Consider the following 17029-nt stretch of genomic DNA (forward strand, 5'->3'; position numbering starts at 1 on the left):
GACGATGATTGAACATCCCCACACTACCGAGCCACCGGTCCTATTGAAAAAAAGCCTGGTCGTCCATCAGACGAGCCAGGGGCCTACCGTCGATGAAGTCGCTTCTCAAATGCTGCGCCAGGGCCTCAAAGCGCTGTATCCCGAACGCGATATCGACCCCGAACACACGATGCTCGCCACACCTCAATGGCAATGGCTGGATGGTTCGCTCGTGGCCATGCCCACGCGATTTGAATCGCTGACTCAAGTGCTGGTGCGTCAGTTCTTCACCTCCACCCACGCCAACTATCTGGAGGGCGAACACTTCCTGACGCTGCACCCGCAGGCCACGCCGGTTGTGCATCTGGACATCGATATCGAGGCCATCGCCAGGTTGCTCAACGATTGCACACCTTTGCTCTTCGTTGCCTTTAGAGAACGCCAACTGGCCTTCTGGAACGATACCGGACACCAGACCCCTCGCTGGCAAGAACTGTCGCAAGCGCTGCGCAAAACCCTCGATGTTCAACACGTCGACGGCTGGGATGGCGACCAGTGCCATGTGGCCCGGGCGGTTTCACTCCACTCGGACAAACTGGAACGGCAAAAAAATGCACCGACGATGTCAGGCATCAAGGCCAGCCTGATTGATATCGACACTGTCGACGCTGAAGGGACAAAACAACACCTGGTCCTCGGTGGCGCCGCGGTACTCACCGGGCGCTACAAACAACGCGATCTGGTGATGATGTACACCGTGGAAAGTGGCTATGAATCGTTCGATTCGCTGGAGTCATTGGGTAAGTCGTTACCGGAGCGCATCGAGGAACAACTGGCCGGTCGAAAATTGCAGTGGCAGTTATTCGAGCCCGACGGTGATTTTTTCGACCATATGGCCTGGGCCCTGATTACCACCCAACTGGACGCGATCGCGGCGATCACCCGCGAAAGCCTCGCTGCTGATGCGGATGACAGTACCGGGCTTCCCGCTCTCCCTGAACACACAACCGTTCAAGAGAAAAACACCCGCAACGATCTGGAGAATTCAATACCCGACTGGCTGCTCGACGCGTCGGCCGCTGATCTGGATCAGTACAGCCGGTCCGTCAACGCATTGGGCAAACTGTACAAGCAGGCCAACAAAGATCTTTTCCAGATTCCTTCGATCGATGCCTTCGCCGGGCAGCGCATGCGCGAAGCGATTTTTACTGACAAGAAATCTGCCGCCGGGCTTCCTCTGGATAACCTTGAGATCACGATCACCAACAGTTTTGAATCCGGCGGACTGACGCTGCCCAACCCTCTCGACATTCACACCGAAACCCTGGGCGAGTACGCCTTGCAAAACGTCGCGCCGTACCAGGCAACCATCCGATTCAATCCGCCGCAACCTGTCCCCGATTGGCTAGACGTGGCCTATCTGACGAAAACCGCGAGCGAGGTCAATGTTGGCCAGAAGTATCCCCAACTGATCAAGGACAAGCTGATCGATGATTCGGTGCAGGCCCGCCTGCAAGAGCAGTTCTACATCAGCCAGTTGCACGCGCTGCTGCCGCTGATTGCCCTGGAGTGCAAGGTCCGCCACATCGGCGGCGTGGATGAGTTGGGTTGTCGCTACATTCGCGAGTGGCTCAAACCGACACCCGGCCACCCGCAACCGGTGGTCATCCGCCCCTTGTGCTTCGTCCACGCCGGGAACACTGAGGGCGACATCGTGGCCAACATGTTCATCATCAGCCCGCGCCACCCTGACGCCGGGCCTTGCCTGCTCTATCGTCCGCTGCTCGAACAGCCGTTGCTGCAATTTCCCTCACCGCAAAACCTGCTGTACGCCCTGCATCAACCGGGCGAGTTGAGGGACTCGGTGCTGGCATGGCTGCCTGACTCGAGCACCAGCTTCAAATACGCCCAATACATATTCCCCGTCGGCCTTCCCAGCCCATGGCTGGGGGCACAGTTACTCGCCGAACCCTGGACTGGGGTGGACTGGGCCGGGCCGGTCGAGTTGTCATCAACGGAGCTGAGTGGCGATGTTTTCGCCGCCCTGTTCCAGACCCATGCCAAGACCATGGCCGAACTCGCCGATCGCCAATCACAATCCAATGCGGAACGACGCTGGGCATTGCTGCGCGACAGCGGCTGGGCACTGTTCAACGTCGCTGCGAATTTTCTCAGCGGACCGGCGGGCGCCGCAGTCTGGGTCTGGCAAAGCATCAATGAAGTCGAGCAAGCCGTGGATGCCCAACAGCACGGCGACAAGTTCACGGAATGGAGCGCGGTCGGGGATTTGCTGCTGACCCTGGGCATCCTCCTCGCCCACCACGCCGCCGTACGGCGCAAGACCGGCCGGCGTCAGGTTGCACCAATAACCGACAGCGTGCCGACCCTGACAGACAGCGCTCCGGTCAAACCTGCAACGCCCACAGTGACACTGCTCCCGATACCATTGACCGGTGAGCTGCCGTCGAGTCATTACTCCTCACTTGAGGCCAATGGCTCCGTACCCCATCGATCCGCCACTGCACTGGCCGAGTATCTGCAGAACCTGACAGTACCGGCGCTCGATCTGAAAGGCCCAACGCTGGAAACCCTCATGCGCGACACCGCGCCTCTTTATCGCCTGGAAGGCAAGACCTACGCTCACGTCGGCGAGCGCTGGTTCCGGGTGGAGGAAAACGACGATCAACAGATCCAGATCGTGTACCCGGATACGCCCTCGAAAACCGGCCCACTGCTGATCCACAACAAACAAGGCCAATGGTTTGTGGACACGCGGCTGCGTCTGCGTGGCGGCGCAGGTGGCCAGAGCCTGCAAAGCCAACTCAAAGCGCAACGCAAGGAAAAGGCGCAACAGCTAAAACAGCTGACCATGGTTCTGCAAACCTTCAAGCGTCAGGAAGCGGCCGGTGCGGCCAAACTGAAGCAGACCCTGGAAGCCATGACGGGCATCACCGGGCCGGCACTCGAGGAAGCGAACCAGCGTTACCTCATTCAGGTGGAAACGCTGGTTGGTGAGTACGACCAGGCGTTGAAAAATCTGCAGCAATGGCGTCTCAAGGGTGGGAGCGCAGGCTATTTCGATGATCTGCGAGCCATGACCACCCAGTTGCAGAAAAATCTCAGTCTGTGGTTCTTGCTCAAACGCAACACCTACGCAAAGCTCACCCGGCAGCTCGCCGGCAATACCATCATTCAATCCAACGCCGAACTGCAGCAACACAGACAGGGTGTCAGAGAGGTATTGGCGCTGAGCCAGGAAATGATTACTCGGCTGCAACTGTCCCAGACTTCGCTGATACCGCTGGAAGTCCTCGGGGGTGCCGGCATGGCCAGCGCGCAACGTATGCGCCAACTGCTCCCGGCGTTCAACGAGTGGGACTTGAAATCCAACGAGATCGGCATGTCCCATGAAATGTGCCTGCGCAGCACTGACAACGCGCAAGCAAATCCGGCGCGTGACCCAGTGGGTACGTTGATCATCGAGGCGGCGACCGCTACCCACCGTCAGGCCGCGATGATCAGAAGCCCAAACAGCGATGAATCTGTAGCACTTCGCATCGAAAGCCTGAGCAGGCTGATCGATGTCTATGCTGACACCGATCAGCGTCTCGCAGATCTTCCCGGCGAATATCCCGAGCACGTAGAGCCAACGGAACTGGAGCGGGTGCGCGGCTTGATCGGTGAGTTCCGGCAACTGGCTCAGGAACAACTGAGTCTGCTGTTGCCCGAGAGCGCGAGCATCGCCCCGCCTGAGACGCCAAAACCCGCTATTGCCGGCCCTTCACGCCCAACAGGTAAAGTCACCAAGAGTCGCCCCCGTGATCCGGCGCCTGCCAAGGCGTCGACATCCGAGGAACCGGCCCTCGACCAGATGCGCCCTGTCGCGCCGCACACCATCCCCGTGCGAGCGCTGGACGACATCGACACGATTGCCAGTGCTTTGACACTGAATGAGGACGTCGATGGTTTCATTACGCGCACGCGCAAAGACGCCTTCAAACCCAATCGTATCCCTGCGGACATGCAAGACTTGTTCGATCAACAAGCCCGGCGTCTGGAGCAAGTCGCGATCAATGTCGACCAGGCCACGACGCGTATGCGTGCGGCCGGCGGGACGCCGCTTCCGGTGGGCAACCTGAGTGCGGAACTCAATGAGGCCGCCACTCGGTTACGCGCCCAGGGAGTCATGATTAGAGCGAGTCTGCTCAAGGAGCGCCAACCCCGGCAGGCCTATTTGCAATGGTTGCTGGACAACGGCCAGGTCCGTATCGACAGGAACGAACAGGGTCGGATCAGAACCAAACAGCGCAGGGATTACTTTCAGGAGTATCGGATTCTCGACAGTGGCAACAAAGATCAGCCGCTGTGGCTGGCGCACTTTCACTACGATTCGCTGGACGCACCGCCGGAGCGGTTTACCGCCGCGCACCTGAAAATTGCCGACGCTCATCTGCAGACTTTCACCGCCGAACGTCGCCAGGCACTGACTACCCTGGCACCCATCGACTATGTGCTGCGGCGCATCAGCGATTCGGCGTTGTTCTTGAATCTCGAACCTAAGCGCTAATGCCTGGACGGGCGGACTGACAACCCGCCCGCTTCATCGGTCCCGCCACACCGCACGTAACCGTTGCAGCGCTGCCTCGATGGCTTGTTCGGGCACCGCTGCAAACCCCAGTACCAACCCCGCTCGTTGATCCATCGGCGTCGTGGAATCGGGCAGCCAATAGCTGCTCAAGCCGTTGATTTCGACATCGACGCTGCTCGCCAGGTCGATCAGTTCACGTTCACGTGCCACGTTGTCGACCGGCACGGTCATGTGCAGTCCGGCGGCGACGGTGGGTAACGAACCGACACCCGGAACATCGGCAGGCCAACCATTGAGCAACGTATTGCGCCGGCTCAACGCCGCACGCCGCATGCGCCGGATGTGCCGCTGAAAATGCCCGGCGGCCATGAACTCCGCCATCACCGCTTGAGTGCTGACCTCGGAATGCCGCACATCCACCGCGCGCCGTTGCGCAAACGCCTGCACCAACCCCGGTGGCAACACCAGATAACCGAGACGCAACGCCGGAAACGCCACTTTGCCGAAGGTGCCGACATAGAGCACCCGACCTTGTCGATCCAATGCCGCCAAAGGCGCCAGCGGCGCACCGCTGTAGCGATATTCACCGTCGTAATCGTCCTCGACGATCCAGCCCTGATTCCGCTCGGCCCAGGCCAGCAGCTCCAGGCGTCGCGCCAGACTCATCACCACACCGGTGGGATACTGGTGTGACGGCGTCACGTAGGTCAGCCGACAATTACCGAGCCTTGCAAGCTCACCGCAGTTGATTCCCTCACTGTCCACCGCCACGCCATGCAATCTCGCACCCGCCACCGCGAACGCATGACCGGCCGCCCGATACCCCGGATTTTCAATTGCCACCCCATCGCCGGGCTCGACCAGCAACTGTGCACAAAGGCTTATTCCCTGCTGTGCGCCACTGGTGATCACAATTTGTTCAGCGGTGCACTGCATGCCCCTCGAACTGCGCAGATACGCAGCAATCATCCCGCGCAAGCGCGCATCGCCGGCAGGGTCGCCGTAACACAGCTGCTGCAAATCCGGTTTGCGCCAGAAAGCCGCATTCAGCTTGGCCCAGACCTCGAACGGAAACAGATCAAACGCCGGAACACCGACCCGAAAAGCCCGCGGCGGGCCACTTGGCGGACTAGGTAAATGATTGTTTTTGACCCGTGCCAAAGGATCACTGTGGATAACTTTGCTGGATGGATCCACAGGTAAATCGAGCCAATTTGTGGATAAGGCTGTGGGTAACCCTGTTGAAAAGCCTGTGGATACTTTTGTGGATAGTTTTTTCGCCGGCAACGCGGCTTGAGGCAATTGCGCTACGTAAGTGCCATCGCCAACCCGCCCCTCAATGAAGCCTTCGGCGTATAGCTGATCGTAGGCCCGCACTACGCTGTTACGGGAAATCGCCAGTGCTGCGGCCAGGTCACGACTGGCCGGTAATCGCGTGCCGCTGGCCAGTCGTCCGTCGAGGACACGAAGCCGTAATGCCTGATACAGCTGGCGACTCAGACCCTGACGACGATCGAGTTCGATACCGGCCGGATTGAACGACAGGGAAAGCGGCGTATCCGTCATGGCAATGGACCTATGAAATTGGTCGTTAATGGCTCTTACAACAGACCAATAGCCTGCCTAGGATGCATACATTCGCCAAGGGAAATATTTCCATGTACACGCCACGCGCTTTTGCCATCGACGAGTTGTCCCAACTGCATGAACTGATCCTCGCCACACGTCTCGCCATATTGGTGACCCACGGCGAAAGCGGCCTGCAAGCCAGTCATGTGCCGGTGCTGCTGCATTGCGAACAAGGCTCGAACGGCACGTTGTACGGACATCTGGCCAAAGCCAATCCACAGTGGAAAGACCTGCGCGACGGCGCCGAAGCCCTGCTGATTTTTGCCGGTGCCGACGCGTACGTCAGCCCTGGTTTCTACCCGAGCAAGGCCGAACACGGCAAAGTCGTGCCCACCTGGAACTACGTCGCCGTACACGCCTATGGCCGCGCCGAAACCTTCAGCGATGGCGGGCGGCTGCTCGACATCGTCAGCACCCTCACCGACCGTCATGAAGCGGGCCGCGCGCAACCGTGGTCAGTGGCCGATGCACCCGCCGATTACATCGACGGCATGCTCAAGGCCATCGTCGGCTTCGCCATTCCCATCGACCGTCTGGAAGGCAAGCGCAAGCTCAGCCAGAACCGCAGCGCCGCCGACATCGCCGGCGTGCGCGAAGGCCTGGCCGCCAGCCCCGACCTCAACGACCAAACCCTCGCCCAATTGATGCGCTAAGGAATGAACATGAGTCAGATCGAGATCCGCCAGGTCAACGCCGACGACCACGCCGCGTGGCTGCCGCTATGGCAGGCCTACCTGCGCTTCTACAACACCGAACTGCCTGACACCGTCAGCCAAAGCACCTGGCAGCGCATCCTCGCCCCGAGCGAGCCAACCCACGCCGCCCTGGCCTGGGCTGATGGTAAAGCGGTAGGCATGGTGCATTTCATCTACCATCGTTCGAACTGGGCCATCGAAAACTCCTGCTACCTGCAGGACTTGCTGGTAGTGCCGGAAACTCGCGGCACCGGCGTCGGCCGCAAACTGATCGAATTCGTCTACAGCACCGCCAAGGCCGACGGTTGCAACAAAGTCCACTGGTTGACCCACGAAACCAACGCCACTGCGATCCAGCTCTACGAGCGCATCGCCGAGCGCCCAGGTTTCATCCAGTTTCGCAAAGCCATTTAAGGTTCAAGGAGAACAACATGTCGACTTCACTCGCAGACTGGAAAGGCGTCCCGGCCCCCACGACACAACTGATCGAAGGGCGTTTCATCCGCCTGGAAAGACTCGACCCGGCACGCCATGGCGACGACTTGTTCAACGCCCTGCAAGGCCCCGGCGCCGACCCGAAACTCTGGGACTATTTGCCCTACGGCCCCTTCCCCGAGCGCAGCGCCTTCAATGACTGGCTGAACAACCACGCCGCCGCCAGCGATCCGTACTTCTTCAGCGTGATCGACCGCGCCAGCGGCGAGGTGCAGGGCATCCTCAGCCTGATGTCGATCGTCCCGGCCCAGGGCCGCATCGAAATCGGCCACGTGACCTTCGGCGCGCCGATGCAACGCTCACCGAAAAGCACCGAGGCGGTTTACCTGCTGGCCAAGGAATCCTTCGCCCTCGGCTATCGTCGCCTGGAGTGGAAGTGCAACAACGGCAACGCCCGCTCCAAATACGCAGCCGAGCGCCTGGGCTTCAGCTTTGAAGGCGTATTCCGCCAGCACATGGTGGTCAAGGGCCAGAACCGGGATACAGCGTGGTACTCGATTCTCGACTCGGAGTGGCCGGCGATTGGCGCAGGGTTTGAGAAGTGGTTGAGCGATGAGAACCAGACGGGTTCGGGGCAGGTGAAGTCGTTGGTGGAGTGTCGGGGCTGACCATTTGCGCAAAGTGCGGGACGAGGAATTTTTCTCCTTCGTTTCAACAGTGCGGATTCAGCTGATATCGCGCCGAATCCGCACCACACCCATTTTCAATCCAAAGGGACGAAATACTGCGTTCAATGACTTGAGCGTCTGGTTACCTTCTCCATGTTCGATATGCACCAGCGTGCGCACCGAAATTTTGCACATCTTGGCAAACTGGGTCTGGTGCAGACCGGTGACTTCCACGCGCAAGCGTCGAACGGCGTCCCCGATTTCAATGGTTCCTTCGGCCAATCCTTCTTGAATGCTTTCTATGAGCAGCGCGCGGGCGTCGATTGTAATGGTCATTTCAGGCCCCAGTTTTTCAATCGCTGCTCGAGGTTTCGCAAAGCGATCCCTGGATGATTCATAGTGGCATCAGGAAGACCATCAGCGGCGAGAATGTCCGGCAAGGCCAACAAGCGACTGGCATCGTCTCGCAGGCGTTCAAACAGGATTTGTGGATCCTCGAGCTCCGCCAATACATTACAGACTTCACGCCATTTCACTTCACCCGCCACTTCCAGCTCCCTCGGCCACTTAGTAGTTCGCGTGATGCCCTCATCGTCCATCACCATCGGTGCCAGATCGTAGATCGGTGCCAAGCGGAACGAGTCACTGCCGCGAATGATTGAAGTATTGCGACCGTGGTTGTCTGAGTTGCCAAGGATCTTGTTGAGCAAATCGCGACGCAGGTAATCGGAGAGCAATTCGGATATCTGATGTGTCTGTCCGGCCTGTGTCCAAAGGCGTGCAAGCAATTGGATAACGTCAAGATGACTCATGTAACTGCCAGGGATAGTCACCCCGGCCAGGGAGTAGATGGATTCCACCGCAATGCGCTCAACCCCCTGAGGGGTGACATTGCGATCAAAGCGTTTCATCCACAGGCTAGGTTTGCTCGCCTCTTCCAATGCGAGCCCATCCACAGCAACAGTCTCGATACCCAAGGCATGCAGTGCCTTGTAGTAATGAAACTCGCTTTTAAGAATGATCTGGTCAGTTTCGGCGGCCCGGTTGCGAGCAAACTTCACAAACCAATGTTGCTCGACTTCACCGTCGCTCAAAACCGCATCCGGATACAACAATCCGTCCCGTGCTTGCGCCATGAGCAATTTTGGAGCTTCACCTCCCGCTCCCGTCGCGCCCCCTATGGCTGCGCCCTGCTCATAGGCGTATTCCAGAAAAGTATTGTCGCGAGTGATCACTTCCTCACGACGAAATCCCATTGCCGGTCGTTCATCTATGGTTTCAGCCGACTCCTTGATACGCATGTTGCCGACAGGAGCTGGAGTGCTCCGACCCAGTAGAAACAGATCGACGCTGACGCCTTCGGGTTTGTCCTGCCCCACCCGCGCCATGAGAAAACGCTTGGCGGCGCCCGCCGGCGCAATATCGTGCAAGAAAGCCGGAGCCTTTTTCAGTGAGGCACCATCCCAGCTAAGCGGCATTCTGGCGCTCACCGCTTTGCAAAAAGGTGACTCGATGAAATCAAGATTGTTGGCTACATAGCCTGTTTTGTAACCAAACCGACAGGGCCCTTCAAAACCTTTCTCCGGATCAGCAAAAACCAGAGTCATTGCGTCCAGCCAGTTTCCAGACTCATAGACTTGCAGCGTCAACGTATACATAAGCAACCTGCAATTTAATGCTTATCAGAGCCAAAGAATAATTATCTACATGCAATATAGTGCAGTTTCGTCGAAATCACATACCAGATTTACGCATTAAAATGCAGATACGACCCAAGCAATAAAGCATGTATGCATTAAAGTGCAGATAAACACTCAACGGACAGGCATCAATCTGTCCGCAACGATGTCGCCTTCAATGACTTCGCCATCACGAGAAACGGTCGTGGCTAGCCGCAATCGTCCGATTCTGGTGTAAGAAAAAGCGTCAGTCCGAAACCGATAAATACAGCCGTCCTGGTGCGGCTGTCTTTTATTCCTCACAATCTTGCGACACCCCCTGCAACGTCGCCAGATGCGCCTGACATCGTGTTTGCAGCACCCATTTTAGAGTTTGGTCTCCTGTCAAAAGAGGCCAAAATCGATGCCCGCTCAACACAAATACCGACCACAAAAACTCGCCTTGGCGATTGCATTTGCCTTGGCTTTTACAGAGTTTGCACAGGCCCAAGAGCCCGTGACGGAACCAGCCCCTCCCACCAACAAATCGGCGCAGACGCTGATCAAAGAGCTCGACGCTTTCGCTAAAACCGCCACGTCACACTCCATCAAAACCACAGAAGACTGGGGCAAGTTTGAACTCGGCGATGCCGATGAAGTGGTCAGGGTACTGACCCCGCAAGCGTTCAATGGGGTTTTGGATGGCGGCGCTGGTGAAAACCTCATGCAACTCGACGCTGCCAAAGGGGGAACGCTTGGCGAAAGTCGTCAATTCCAGCGACTGGATGTAAAGAAAGGCGCTTGGACGCTGACCGGTTCCGGCGACTTCAGTACGGGTGCTCTGGTTCGTGCAAAAGCGGCGCTGAACAATGAAGGACATATCGCCGGCGATGCATGGGTCCAGGGTAGCCTGAGCAATTCGGGGAGCATCGACGGTCGTGTCGACATCTACGAACAAGCAACCTTCAGTGGTCGCGGAAGCGTGGGCGCCCTCAATGTAATGGGCCACATGCTCGTCAATCGGGCGCAAGGTGCACCCAATGTCAAAGGCGACATGGACCTGGCGGAAACGGCGGTATTGTCCTATGAAGTCCACTCGGATGGTTCGAGCGAAACTATTAAGGTCGACGGCACTGCCAGGCTCGGAAATGCGACTTTGAAAGTGGTCGGTGTGGGCGATGATTTTCCGCAGACCAGCGAGTACACCATCATTGACGCGGGCAAGGTTGAGGGCGAGTTCGGTCATGTCGAAAGCAACCTGGCATTCATGGACGCGAAGGCAGAGAGCAAAGAAAAGACGGTGGTACTGACCTACTCCCGCAACAAAGTACCGCTCAAAGTATTCGCACCTGATAAAAACGCTGAAAACTTCATCGACAGTCTTGAAGAACTTGAAACTGCTCATACGGAGCAGAGCCCATCCCAACCCCCAAATGCCGCCGTCACCGCCCTCCTCGGAGCCAGCACCACAACAGCTCCCTGGATCATCGAGATACTGACCGGCGACAGCAACGCCAACCTCGCCAAAACCACGTTGAACAGCGTCACCCCTGTGAGCACCAGCATGCTCTCGGCCATGCGCCAATTGGACAGCGCAGGAATCTCCGGCAATCAGAACAACGCTCCCCGTCTGGCCGCTGGCAGTAAAGATAACGGGCGGGTCTGGCTACAAGCGTTGGGCCATGGAGGGAAGCTTGATCGCGACTTTCAGGACCTGAAATATTCTACTGAAGGCTTGGTATTGGGCGCTGACTGGGGCGTCGGTGAGCATTGGCATCTGGGCATGATCGGCGGCAAATCGTCGACTCGTATGGACAGTCGCCAGCTCGACGGCGACCTCGACAGCTGGCACCTGGGCGCCTACGCCCTGCGCCAGAGCGGCCCGGTAGCGCTGCGGCTGGGTGCGACGTTCAGCAACCACGACGGCAGCAACAAACGTGAAGTCAGCTTCTATGGGTTCAGCGACCGCCCGAAAGGTCGTTACGACGCCAATACACAGCAAGCCTTCGCCGAGGTCGGCTACAACCTTGGACGCGGCAACATCAGCTTCGAGCCATTCGCCAGCGTTGGCTACCAACGCTACCAGCGCGACAGCTTCACCGAAAAGGGCGGCGCGGCGGCACTGAAAGTTCACGGGCAAAGTAACGAGAATCTGAACAGCACGTTCGGGCTGCGTCTGGCGCAAATCAATGGACTGGATAACGGCATGCAACTGACACCGCGTTTCAGCGCAGGCTGGAAACACACCTACGGCGAACTCGACAGTTACACCCGCCAACGCCTGGTGACGGGCGGTCGCGACTACACCGTCTACGGCGCGCCGCTGGATCGTGACAGTTTGCTGATCGATGCGGGACTCGACCTTCGGGTATCGGCCAATAACACCTTGGGTGTCGGCCTCAACGGCGAAGCCGGCAGTGACGGCCGTAGCTACGGCGTAACGGGGCAATGGCGGATGGCGTTCTGATCATCAACTGACTCAACATAAAACCTGTAGGGGTGAGCCTGCTCGCGATTGCGGAGTGTCAGGCAACATTTACATCAACTGACACTCCGCCATCGTGAGCAAGCTCGGCTCCTACAAGTTCTGCGTCACTCAAAAAAACGCAAAAAAAAGGGGAGCACATGCCCCCCCGAGGTTTAAAGCGTTGTATCGAGGCTGTTAATTCAGCCTTCGATCTCGATCAGGATTTCGCCCGGGTTCACCCGGTCGCCCTTGGCCACGTGAATGGCGGTGACTTTACCGGCGATGGCTGCCTGGACTTCGGTTTCCATCTTCATCGCTTCGGTGATCAGCACGGCTTGGCCCGCCTTGACGGTGTCGCCTTCCTTGACCAGGACATCGACGATGTTGCCCGGCATGGTGGTGCTGACATGGCCCGGCCCGGTGGCTTGTTTGCGCTTGCTGCTGCCGCCGCTGACGAATTCGTTGAGCGGTTCGAACACCACTTCTTCCGGCATGCCGTCGATGGACAGGTAGAAGTGACGCTTGCCTTCAGCCTTGACGCCGACACCGGTGATGTCGACGCGGTAGGTTTCGCCGTGAACGTCGATGACGAACTCGGTTGGTACGCCTTCGCCGCCAGCCGAGGCCACTTTGCCGGCTTCCGGAATCGGCAACAGCACTTCAGGTGTCAGGGTGCCGGCAGCGCGTTCTTCAAGGAACTTGCGGCCGATGTCCGGGAACATGGCGAACGTCAGCACGTCTTCTTCAGACTTGGCCAGTGCACCGATGTCGGCACGCAGCTTGGTCATTTCCGGCTTGAGCAGATCAGCCGGACGCACGTCGATCACTTCTTCGCTGCCGATGGCCTGGCGACGCAGTTTCTCGTTCACGGTGCCCGGCGCCTTGCCGTAGCCGCCTTGCAGATACAGTTTCACTTCGTTGGTGATGGTCTTGTAGCGCTCGCCGGCCAGCACGTTGAAGAACGCCTGGGTGCCAACGATCTGCGAGGTCGGGGTCACCAGCGGCGGGAAGCCGAGGTCTTCACGAACACGCGGGATCTCTGCCAGCACTTCGCTCATGCGATTGAGTGCGCCCTGCTCTTTAAGCTGGTTGGCGAGGTTGGAAATCATCCCGCCCGGCACCTGATTAACCTGCACGCGGGTGTCGACAGCGGTAAATTCGCTTTCGAACTGGTGGTACTTCTTGCGCACGGCGTAGAAGTACAGGCCGATTTCCTGCAGCAGTTCCAGGTTCAGGCCGGTATCGAATTCGGTGCCCTTGAGCGCAGCAACCATCGACTCGGTACCAGGGTGGCTGGTGCCCGATGCGAAGCTGGAGATCGCGGTGTCGATGTGGTCGGCGCCGTTTTCGATCGCCTTGAGCTGGCACATCGTCGCCAGGCCTGCGGTGTCATGCGAGTGGATGAACACTGGCAGCGACTGTTCGGCTTTCAACGCCCGAACCAGTTCGCCAGTGGCATACGGGGTCAGCAGGCCTGCCATGTCTTTGATCGCCACCGAGTCGCAACCCATGGCTTCCATCTGCTTGGCTTGCGCCACGAACGCGTCGATGGTGTGCACCGGGCTGGTGGTGTACGCGATGGTGCCTTGGGCGTGTTTGCCGGCAGCTTTCACTGCTTCGATGGCCACGCGCAGGTTACGCACGTCGTTCATGGCATCGAAGATGCGGAACACGTCGATGCCATTGACCGCTGCTTTGGCGACGAAGGCTTTGACCACGTCGTCGCTGTAGTGGCGGTAGCCCAGCAGGTTCTGACCACGCAACAGCATTTGCAGGCGGGTGTTAGGCAGCGCCGCGCGCAGTTGGCGCAGACGCTCCCACGGGTCTTCTTTCAGGAAGCGTACGCAGGCGTCGAAGGTCGCGCCGCCCCAGCATTCCAGCGACCAGTAGCCGACTTTGTCGAGCTTGTCGCAGATCGGCAGCATGTCTTCGGTGCGCATGCGGGTCGCCAGCAGCGATTGGTGAGCGTCGCGCAGGATGGTGTCGGTTACATGAATCTTCTTGCTCATTGTTCTATTCCTCACAGGCCTGCGTGGGCGGCGATGGCGGCGGCGATGGCCAGGGCCAGCTCTTCGGGTTTGCGCTTGATCGAGTAGTTGGTCAGTTCAGGGTGGCTTTCAACGAAGCTGGTGTTGAACTGGCCGCTACGGAATTCCGGGTTGCGCAGGATTTCCTGGTAGTACGCGGCGGTGGTCTTGACCCCTTGCAGACGCATGTCGTCGAGGGCACGCAAGCCACGGTCCATCGCTTCTTCCCAGGTCAACGCCCACACCACCAGTTTCAGGCACATGGAATCGTAGAACGGCGGAATGGTGTAACCGGTGTAGATCGCCGTGTCGGTACGTACGCCGGGGCCGCCGGGTGCGTAGTAACGGGTGATCTTGCCGAAGCTCGGCAGGAAGTTGTTTTTCGGGTCTTCGGCGTTGATCCGAAATTGCAGGGCGAAACCACGGTGGTGGATGTCTTCCTGTTTCACCGAAAGCGGCAGACCGGAAGCGATGCGAATCTGCTCGCGGACAATGTCGATGCCGGTGATTTCTTCGGTGATGGTGTGTTCCACCTGCACCCGGGTGTTCATCTCCATGAAGTACACCTCGCCCTCGGCGAGCAGGAACTCCACGGTACCGGCGTTCTCGTAACCTACGGCTTTGGCCGCACGCACCGACAGGTCACCAATGTAGGCGCGCTGTTCAGGGGTCAGCTGTGGGCTCGGGGCGATTTCGATCAGTTTCTGGTTACGACGCTGGATCGAGCAGTCACGCTCGAACAGGTGCACCACGTTGCCAAAGCTGTCACCGAGGATCTGCGCTTCGATGTGTTTCGGATTGACGATGCACTTTTCCAGGAACACTTCCGCGGAACCGAATGCCTTGGTGGCTTCGGAAATTACCCGTGGGAAGGCTTGTTCGAGTTCTTCTCGGCTGTCACAGCGACGGATACCCCGGCCGCCACCACCGGAGGTGGCCTTGAGCATGACCGGATAACCGATGCGGTCGCCTTCAATCAAGGCTTCGGCGATGTCCGCTACGTTGCCTTCGGTTCCCGGGGTGACTGGCACACCCGCCTTGATCATGCTGCGACGGGCTTCAGTCTTGTCGCCCATGCGGCGAATCACTTCAGCCGATGGACCGATGAACTTGATGCCGCGCTCAGCGCAGATGTCCGCCAGTTCAGCGTTTTCCGACAGGAAGCCGTAGCCAGGATGCAATGCATCACAACCGGTTTCCACCGCCAGATTCACCAGTTTTCGCGCGTTCAGGTAACCGGCCAGCGGCTCGGCACCAATGCTGTGGGCCTCGTCCGCACGCTTCACATGCAAGGCATGGCGGTCGGCATCGGAATAGATCGCGACCGAGCGAATGCCCATCTCGGCGCAGGCACGCACGATTCGTACGGCAATCTCACCACGGTTGGCGATCAGGATCTTTGTTATCACTTGGAGTTTCCCTTGAGCCGGTGGTACCCACGACCTGCTAGAACCAGGTCGACGCGTGACCAAATGTTTCATTTCGGTCGCAGGTCCACACTAGCGCCCACAAGGGATTAACAAAAATGAATAATTATTGGGTCATGCATAAGTAAAGACTTATAGTTGACGCATCAGCCTACGGCGAGAGCGTCCATATAATGCGTAAGTCATTGATGCGTATGACATTGCGTCAATTGCAAATTTTCAATGAAGTCTGTGATTTGAGGTCCTACAGCCGCGCGGCCGACGAAATGTCGCTCACACAACCGGCCGTAAGCCTACAGATTCGTCAGCTTGAAGAGCTGATTGGCCAGCCTTTGTTCGATTACGTCGGCAAAAAACTTTACATGACGGAAGCGGCCGAAGCACTTCAACGCGCCAGTCGGGACATTTTCGGACGCCTGGAGAACCTCGATATGCAGCTGTCGGACATGCAGGGCTCTTTGCAGGGTCAGCTGAAACTGGCGGTGGAATCCAGCGCCAAGTACTTCGTCCCTCACCTGTTTGCCGCGTTCAAGCGCCAGCATCCTGAGGTCAATCTGCAACTGACGGTGGTCAACCGAGGCCAGGTGATTCGGCGTCTCTCCGACAACCGGGATGACCTGGTGATCATGTCGATGGTGCCGCAAGACATGGGCCTGGAGTTTTTGCCGTTCCTGAATAACCCGATTGTCGCCGTGGCACCACCGGATCATCCGCTGTGCCATATGGGACCGCTGCGGCTACAGGATCTTGAGCCGTACACCCTGCTGTTACGCGAACCCGGCTCCGGGACGCGCATGGCGTGTGAAGAGTACTTCAAAGAGAAACGCGTGCACTTCAACCAGACCCAGGAAGTCTCGTCAGCCGAAGCCCAGCGTGAATGCGTGCTGGCAGGTCTGGGCGTAGCGCTGTTGACGCGCCACGCCCTGAACCTTGAACTGGCGACCGGCGGGTTGATCGAGTTGCCGGTCGAAGAACTGCCGCTATACCGCAGTTGGTGCCTGGTGCAAGCCAAGGCTAAACGCTTGTCACCGGTGGCCCACGCATTCCTTGCGTTCGTGCGCAGCGAGCGAGTGCAGATCAGCGGCCTGGTTGAACGCTTCGACGGGAAGCTGTCGGTGCGGCCTGCCAGTAATTGAGTTCGAGATCTTCAGGAAAATCGCCAATCTCGGCCAGAAGCTGACGGCGCTCGCAGCGATCTTCGATAGCGCGGCGAAATTCCATGCGGCGCTGATCTTCTTGCTGACGACGGGTTTTGACAGCGCTGTTGCGTTCTTCGTAAGGCAGGGCCATTTCGAGTCTCCCAAGACGATTACGGGAGTTTCACGATAGGCGCGGGGGATGACGGTTTGGCGGCCGAAGAGTTACAGAGAGATGAAAATTCAAAAATCAAAAGATCGCAGCCTTCGGCAGCTCATACAGGGAGCTTACGTTGTGCTGATATCGCGCATCAGCAAAC

The 17029-nt window shown here is 58.3% G+C and carries 12 protein-coding genes; 6 read left to right on the forward strand and 6 right to left on the reverse strand.

Annotated elements, in window-relative coordinates; translation table 11 throughout:
- The first annotated feature begins 4 nt into the window (after positions 1–4).
- A complete protein-coding gene (locus ACW9JC_RS03535; protein WP_457453597.1) occupies positions 5–4546 on the forward strand; it encodes a dermonecrotic toxin domain-containing protein in 4542 nt (1513 codons plus the stop codon).
- Positions 4547–4579: 33 nt separating this feature from the next.
- Here the strand turns inward: ACW9JC_RS03535 and pdxR are convergent, their stop codons facing one another.
- On the reverse strand, positions 4580–6133 hold the full coding sequence (gene pdxR / locus ACW9JC_RS03540; protein WP_457453598.1) for a MocR-like pyridoxine biosynthesis transcription factor PdxR: 1554 nt from the start codon (positions 6131–6133) through the stop codon (positions 4580–4582).
- Between the two features lie 92 nt (positions 6134–6225).
- Between pdxR and ACW9JC_RS03545 the strand changes: the two genes are divergently transcribed.
- The 3 genes from ACW9JC_RS03545 to ACW9JC_RS03555 are packed head-to-tail and all read left to right on the forward strand — an operon-like array spanning position 6226 to position 7994.
- Positions 6226–6849: an FMN-binding negative transcriptional regulator gene (locus ACW9JC_RS03545; protein WP_338583912.1), complete on the forward strand. Its 624-nt coding sequence runs from the start codon at positions 6226–6228 to the stop codon at positions 6847–6849.
- A gap of 9 nt (positions 6850–6858) precedes the next feature.
- A complete protein-coding gene (locus tag ACW9JC_RS03550) occupies positions 6859–7305 on the forward strand; it encodes an N-acetyltransferase family protein (RefSeq protein WP_457453600.1) in 447 nt (148 codons plus the stop codon).
- 17 nt (positions 7306–7322) lie between these two features.
- Complete coding sequence (locus ACW9JC_RS03555) at positions 7323–7994, forward strand: GNAT family N-acetyltransferase (RefSeq protein ID WP_338583915.1); 672 nt, start codon at positions 7323–7325, stop codon at positions 7992–7994.
- Positions 7995–8051: 57 nt separating this feature from the next.
- Here the strand turns inward: ACW9JC_RS03555 and ACW9JC_RS03560 are convergent, their stop codons facing one another.
- Entirely contained in the window at positions 8052–8330 is a 279-nt protein-coding gene (locus ACW9JC_RS03560; protein ID WP_457453602.1) for a helix-turn-helix domain-containing protein, read from the reverse strand.
- Complete coding sequence (locus tag ACW9JC_RS03565; RefSeq protein WP_457453604.1) at positions 8327–9652, reverse strand: type II toxin-antitoxin system HipA family toxin; 1326 nt, start codon at positions 9650–9652, stop codon at positions 8327–8329. The genes ACW9JC_RS03560 and ACW9JC_RS03565 overlap by 4 nt, the downstream gene beginning before the upstream one ends.
- Before the next feature lie 424 nt (positions 9653–10076).
- Here ACW9JC_RS03565 and ACW9JC_RS03570 point away from each other — a divergent pair, with 424 nt between their 5' ends.
- Positions 10077–12119 carry an autotransporter outer membrane beta-barrel domain-containing protein gene (locus ACW9JC_RS03570; protein WP_457453606.1) on the forward strand — a complete coding sequence of 681 codons (2043 nt, stop codon included), beginning with the start codon at positions 10077–10079 and terminating at the stop codon, positions 12117–12119.
- A 200-nt stretch (positions 12120–12319) separates the two neighbouring features.
- Here the strand turns inward: ACW9JC_RS03570 and oadA are convergent, their stop codons facing one another.
- Together oadA and ACW9JC_RS03580 are read right to left on the reverse strand one after the other, a co-directional pair.
- A complete protein-coding gene (gene oadA, locus ACW9JC_RS03575; protein WP_457453607.1) occupies positions 12320–14128 on the reverse strand; it encodes a sodium-extruding oxaloacetate decarboxylase subunit alpha in 1809 nt (602 codons plus the stop codon).
- 11 nt (positions 14129–14139) lie between these two features.
- On the reverse strand, positions 14140–15555 hold the full coding sequence (locus tag ACW9JC_RS03580) for an acetyl-CoA carboxylase biotin carboxylase subunit (protein ID WP_338583919.1): 1416 nt from the start codon (positions 15553–15555) through the stop codon (positions 14140–14142).
- Positions 15556–15746: 191 nt separating this feature from the next.
- Here ACW9JC_RS03580 and ACW9JC_RS03585 point away from each other — a divergent pair, with 191 nt between their 5' ends.
- Positions 15747–16709 carry a LysR family transcriptional regulator gene (locus ACW9JC_RS03585; RefSeq protein WP_338583920.1) on the forward strand — a complete coding sequence of 321 codons (963 nt, stop codon included), beginning with the start codon at positions 15747–15749 and terminating at the stop codon, positions 16707–16709.
- On the opposite strand, the gene ACW9JC_RS03590 is transcribed toward ACW9JC_RS03585, so the two are convergent.
- Positions 16651–16863 (reverse strand): PA3496 family putative envelope integrity protein, encoded by a 213-nt coding sequence (locus ACW9JC_RS03590; protein ID WP_457453610.1) that lies wholly within the window; start codon positions 16861–16863, stop codon positions 16651–16653. The two genes, ACW9JC_RS03585 and ACW9JC_RS03590, sit on opposite strands and share 59 nt — an antisense overlap.
- Positions 16864–17029: the final 166 nt, after the last annotated feature.

The organism is Pseudomonas sp. SDO5591_S426 (genome assembly GCF_054070755.1).

Bases quoted from the DNA above. Each gene is read 5' to 3' on its own strand.
- ACW9JC_RS03570 (WP_457453606.1), top strand. From the start codon at position 10,077: ATGCCCGCTCAACACAAATACCGACCACAAAAACTCGCCTTGGCGATT.
- ACW9JC_RS03545 (WP_338583912.1), top strand. From the start codon at position 6,226: ATGTACACGCCACGCGCTTTTGCCATCGACGAGTTGTCCCAACTGCAT.
- ACW9JC_RS03590 (WP_457453610.1), bottom strand. From the start codon at position 16,863: ATGGCCCTGCCTTACGAAGAACGCAACAGCGCTGTCAAAACCCGTCGT.
- oadA (WP_457453607.1), bottom strand. From the start codon at position 14,128: ATGAGCAAGAAGATTCATGTAACCGACACCATCCTGCGCGACGCTCAC.
- ACW9JC_RS03555 (WP_338583915.1), top strand. From the start codon at position 7,323: ATGTCGACTTCACTCGCAGACTGGAAAGGCGTCCCGGCCCCCACGACA.
- ACW9JC_RS03535 (WP_457453597.1), top strand. From the start codon at position 5: ATGATTGAACATCCCCACACTACCGAGCCACCGGTCCTATTGAAAAAA.
- ACW9JC_RS03565 (WP_457453604.1), bottom strand. From the start codon at position 9,652: ATGTATACGTTGACGCTGCAAGTCTATGAGTCTGGAAACTGGCTGGAC.
- ACW9JC_RS03560 (WP_457453602.1), bottom strand. From the start codon at position 8,330: ATGACCATTACAATCGACGCCCGCGCGCTGCTCATAGAAAGCATTCAA.
- pdxR (WP_457453598.1), bottom strand. From the start codon at position 6,133: ATGACGGATACGCCGCTTTCCCTGTCGTTCAATCCGGCCGGTATCGAA.
- ACW9JC_RS03550 (WP_457453600.1), top strand. From the start codon at position 6,859: ATGAGTCAGATCGAGATCCGCCAGGTCAACGCCGACGACCACGCCGCG.
- ACW9JC_RS03585 (WP_338583920.1), top strand. From the start codon at position 15,747: ATGCGTAAGTCATTGATGCGTATGACATTGCGTCAATTGCAAATTTTC.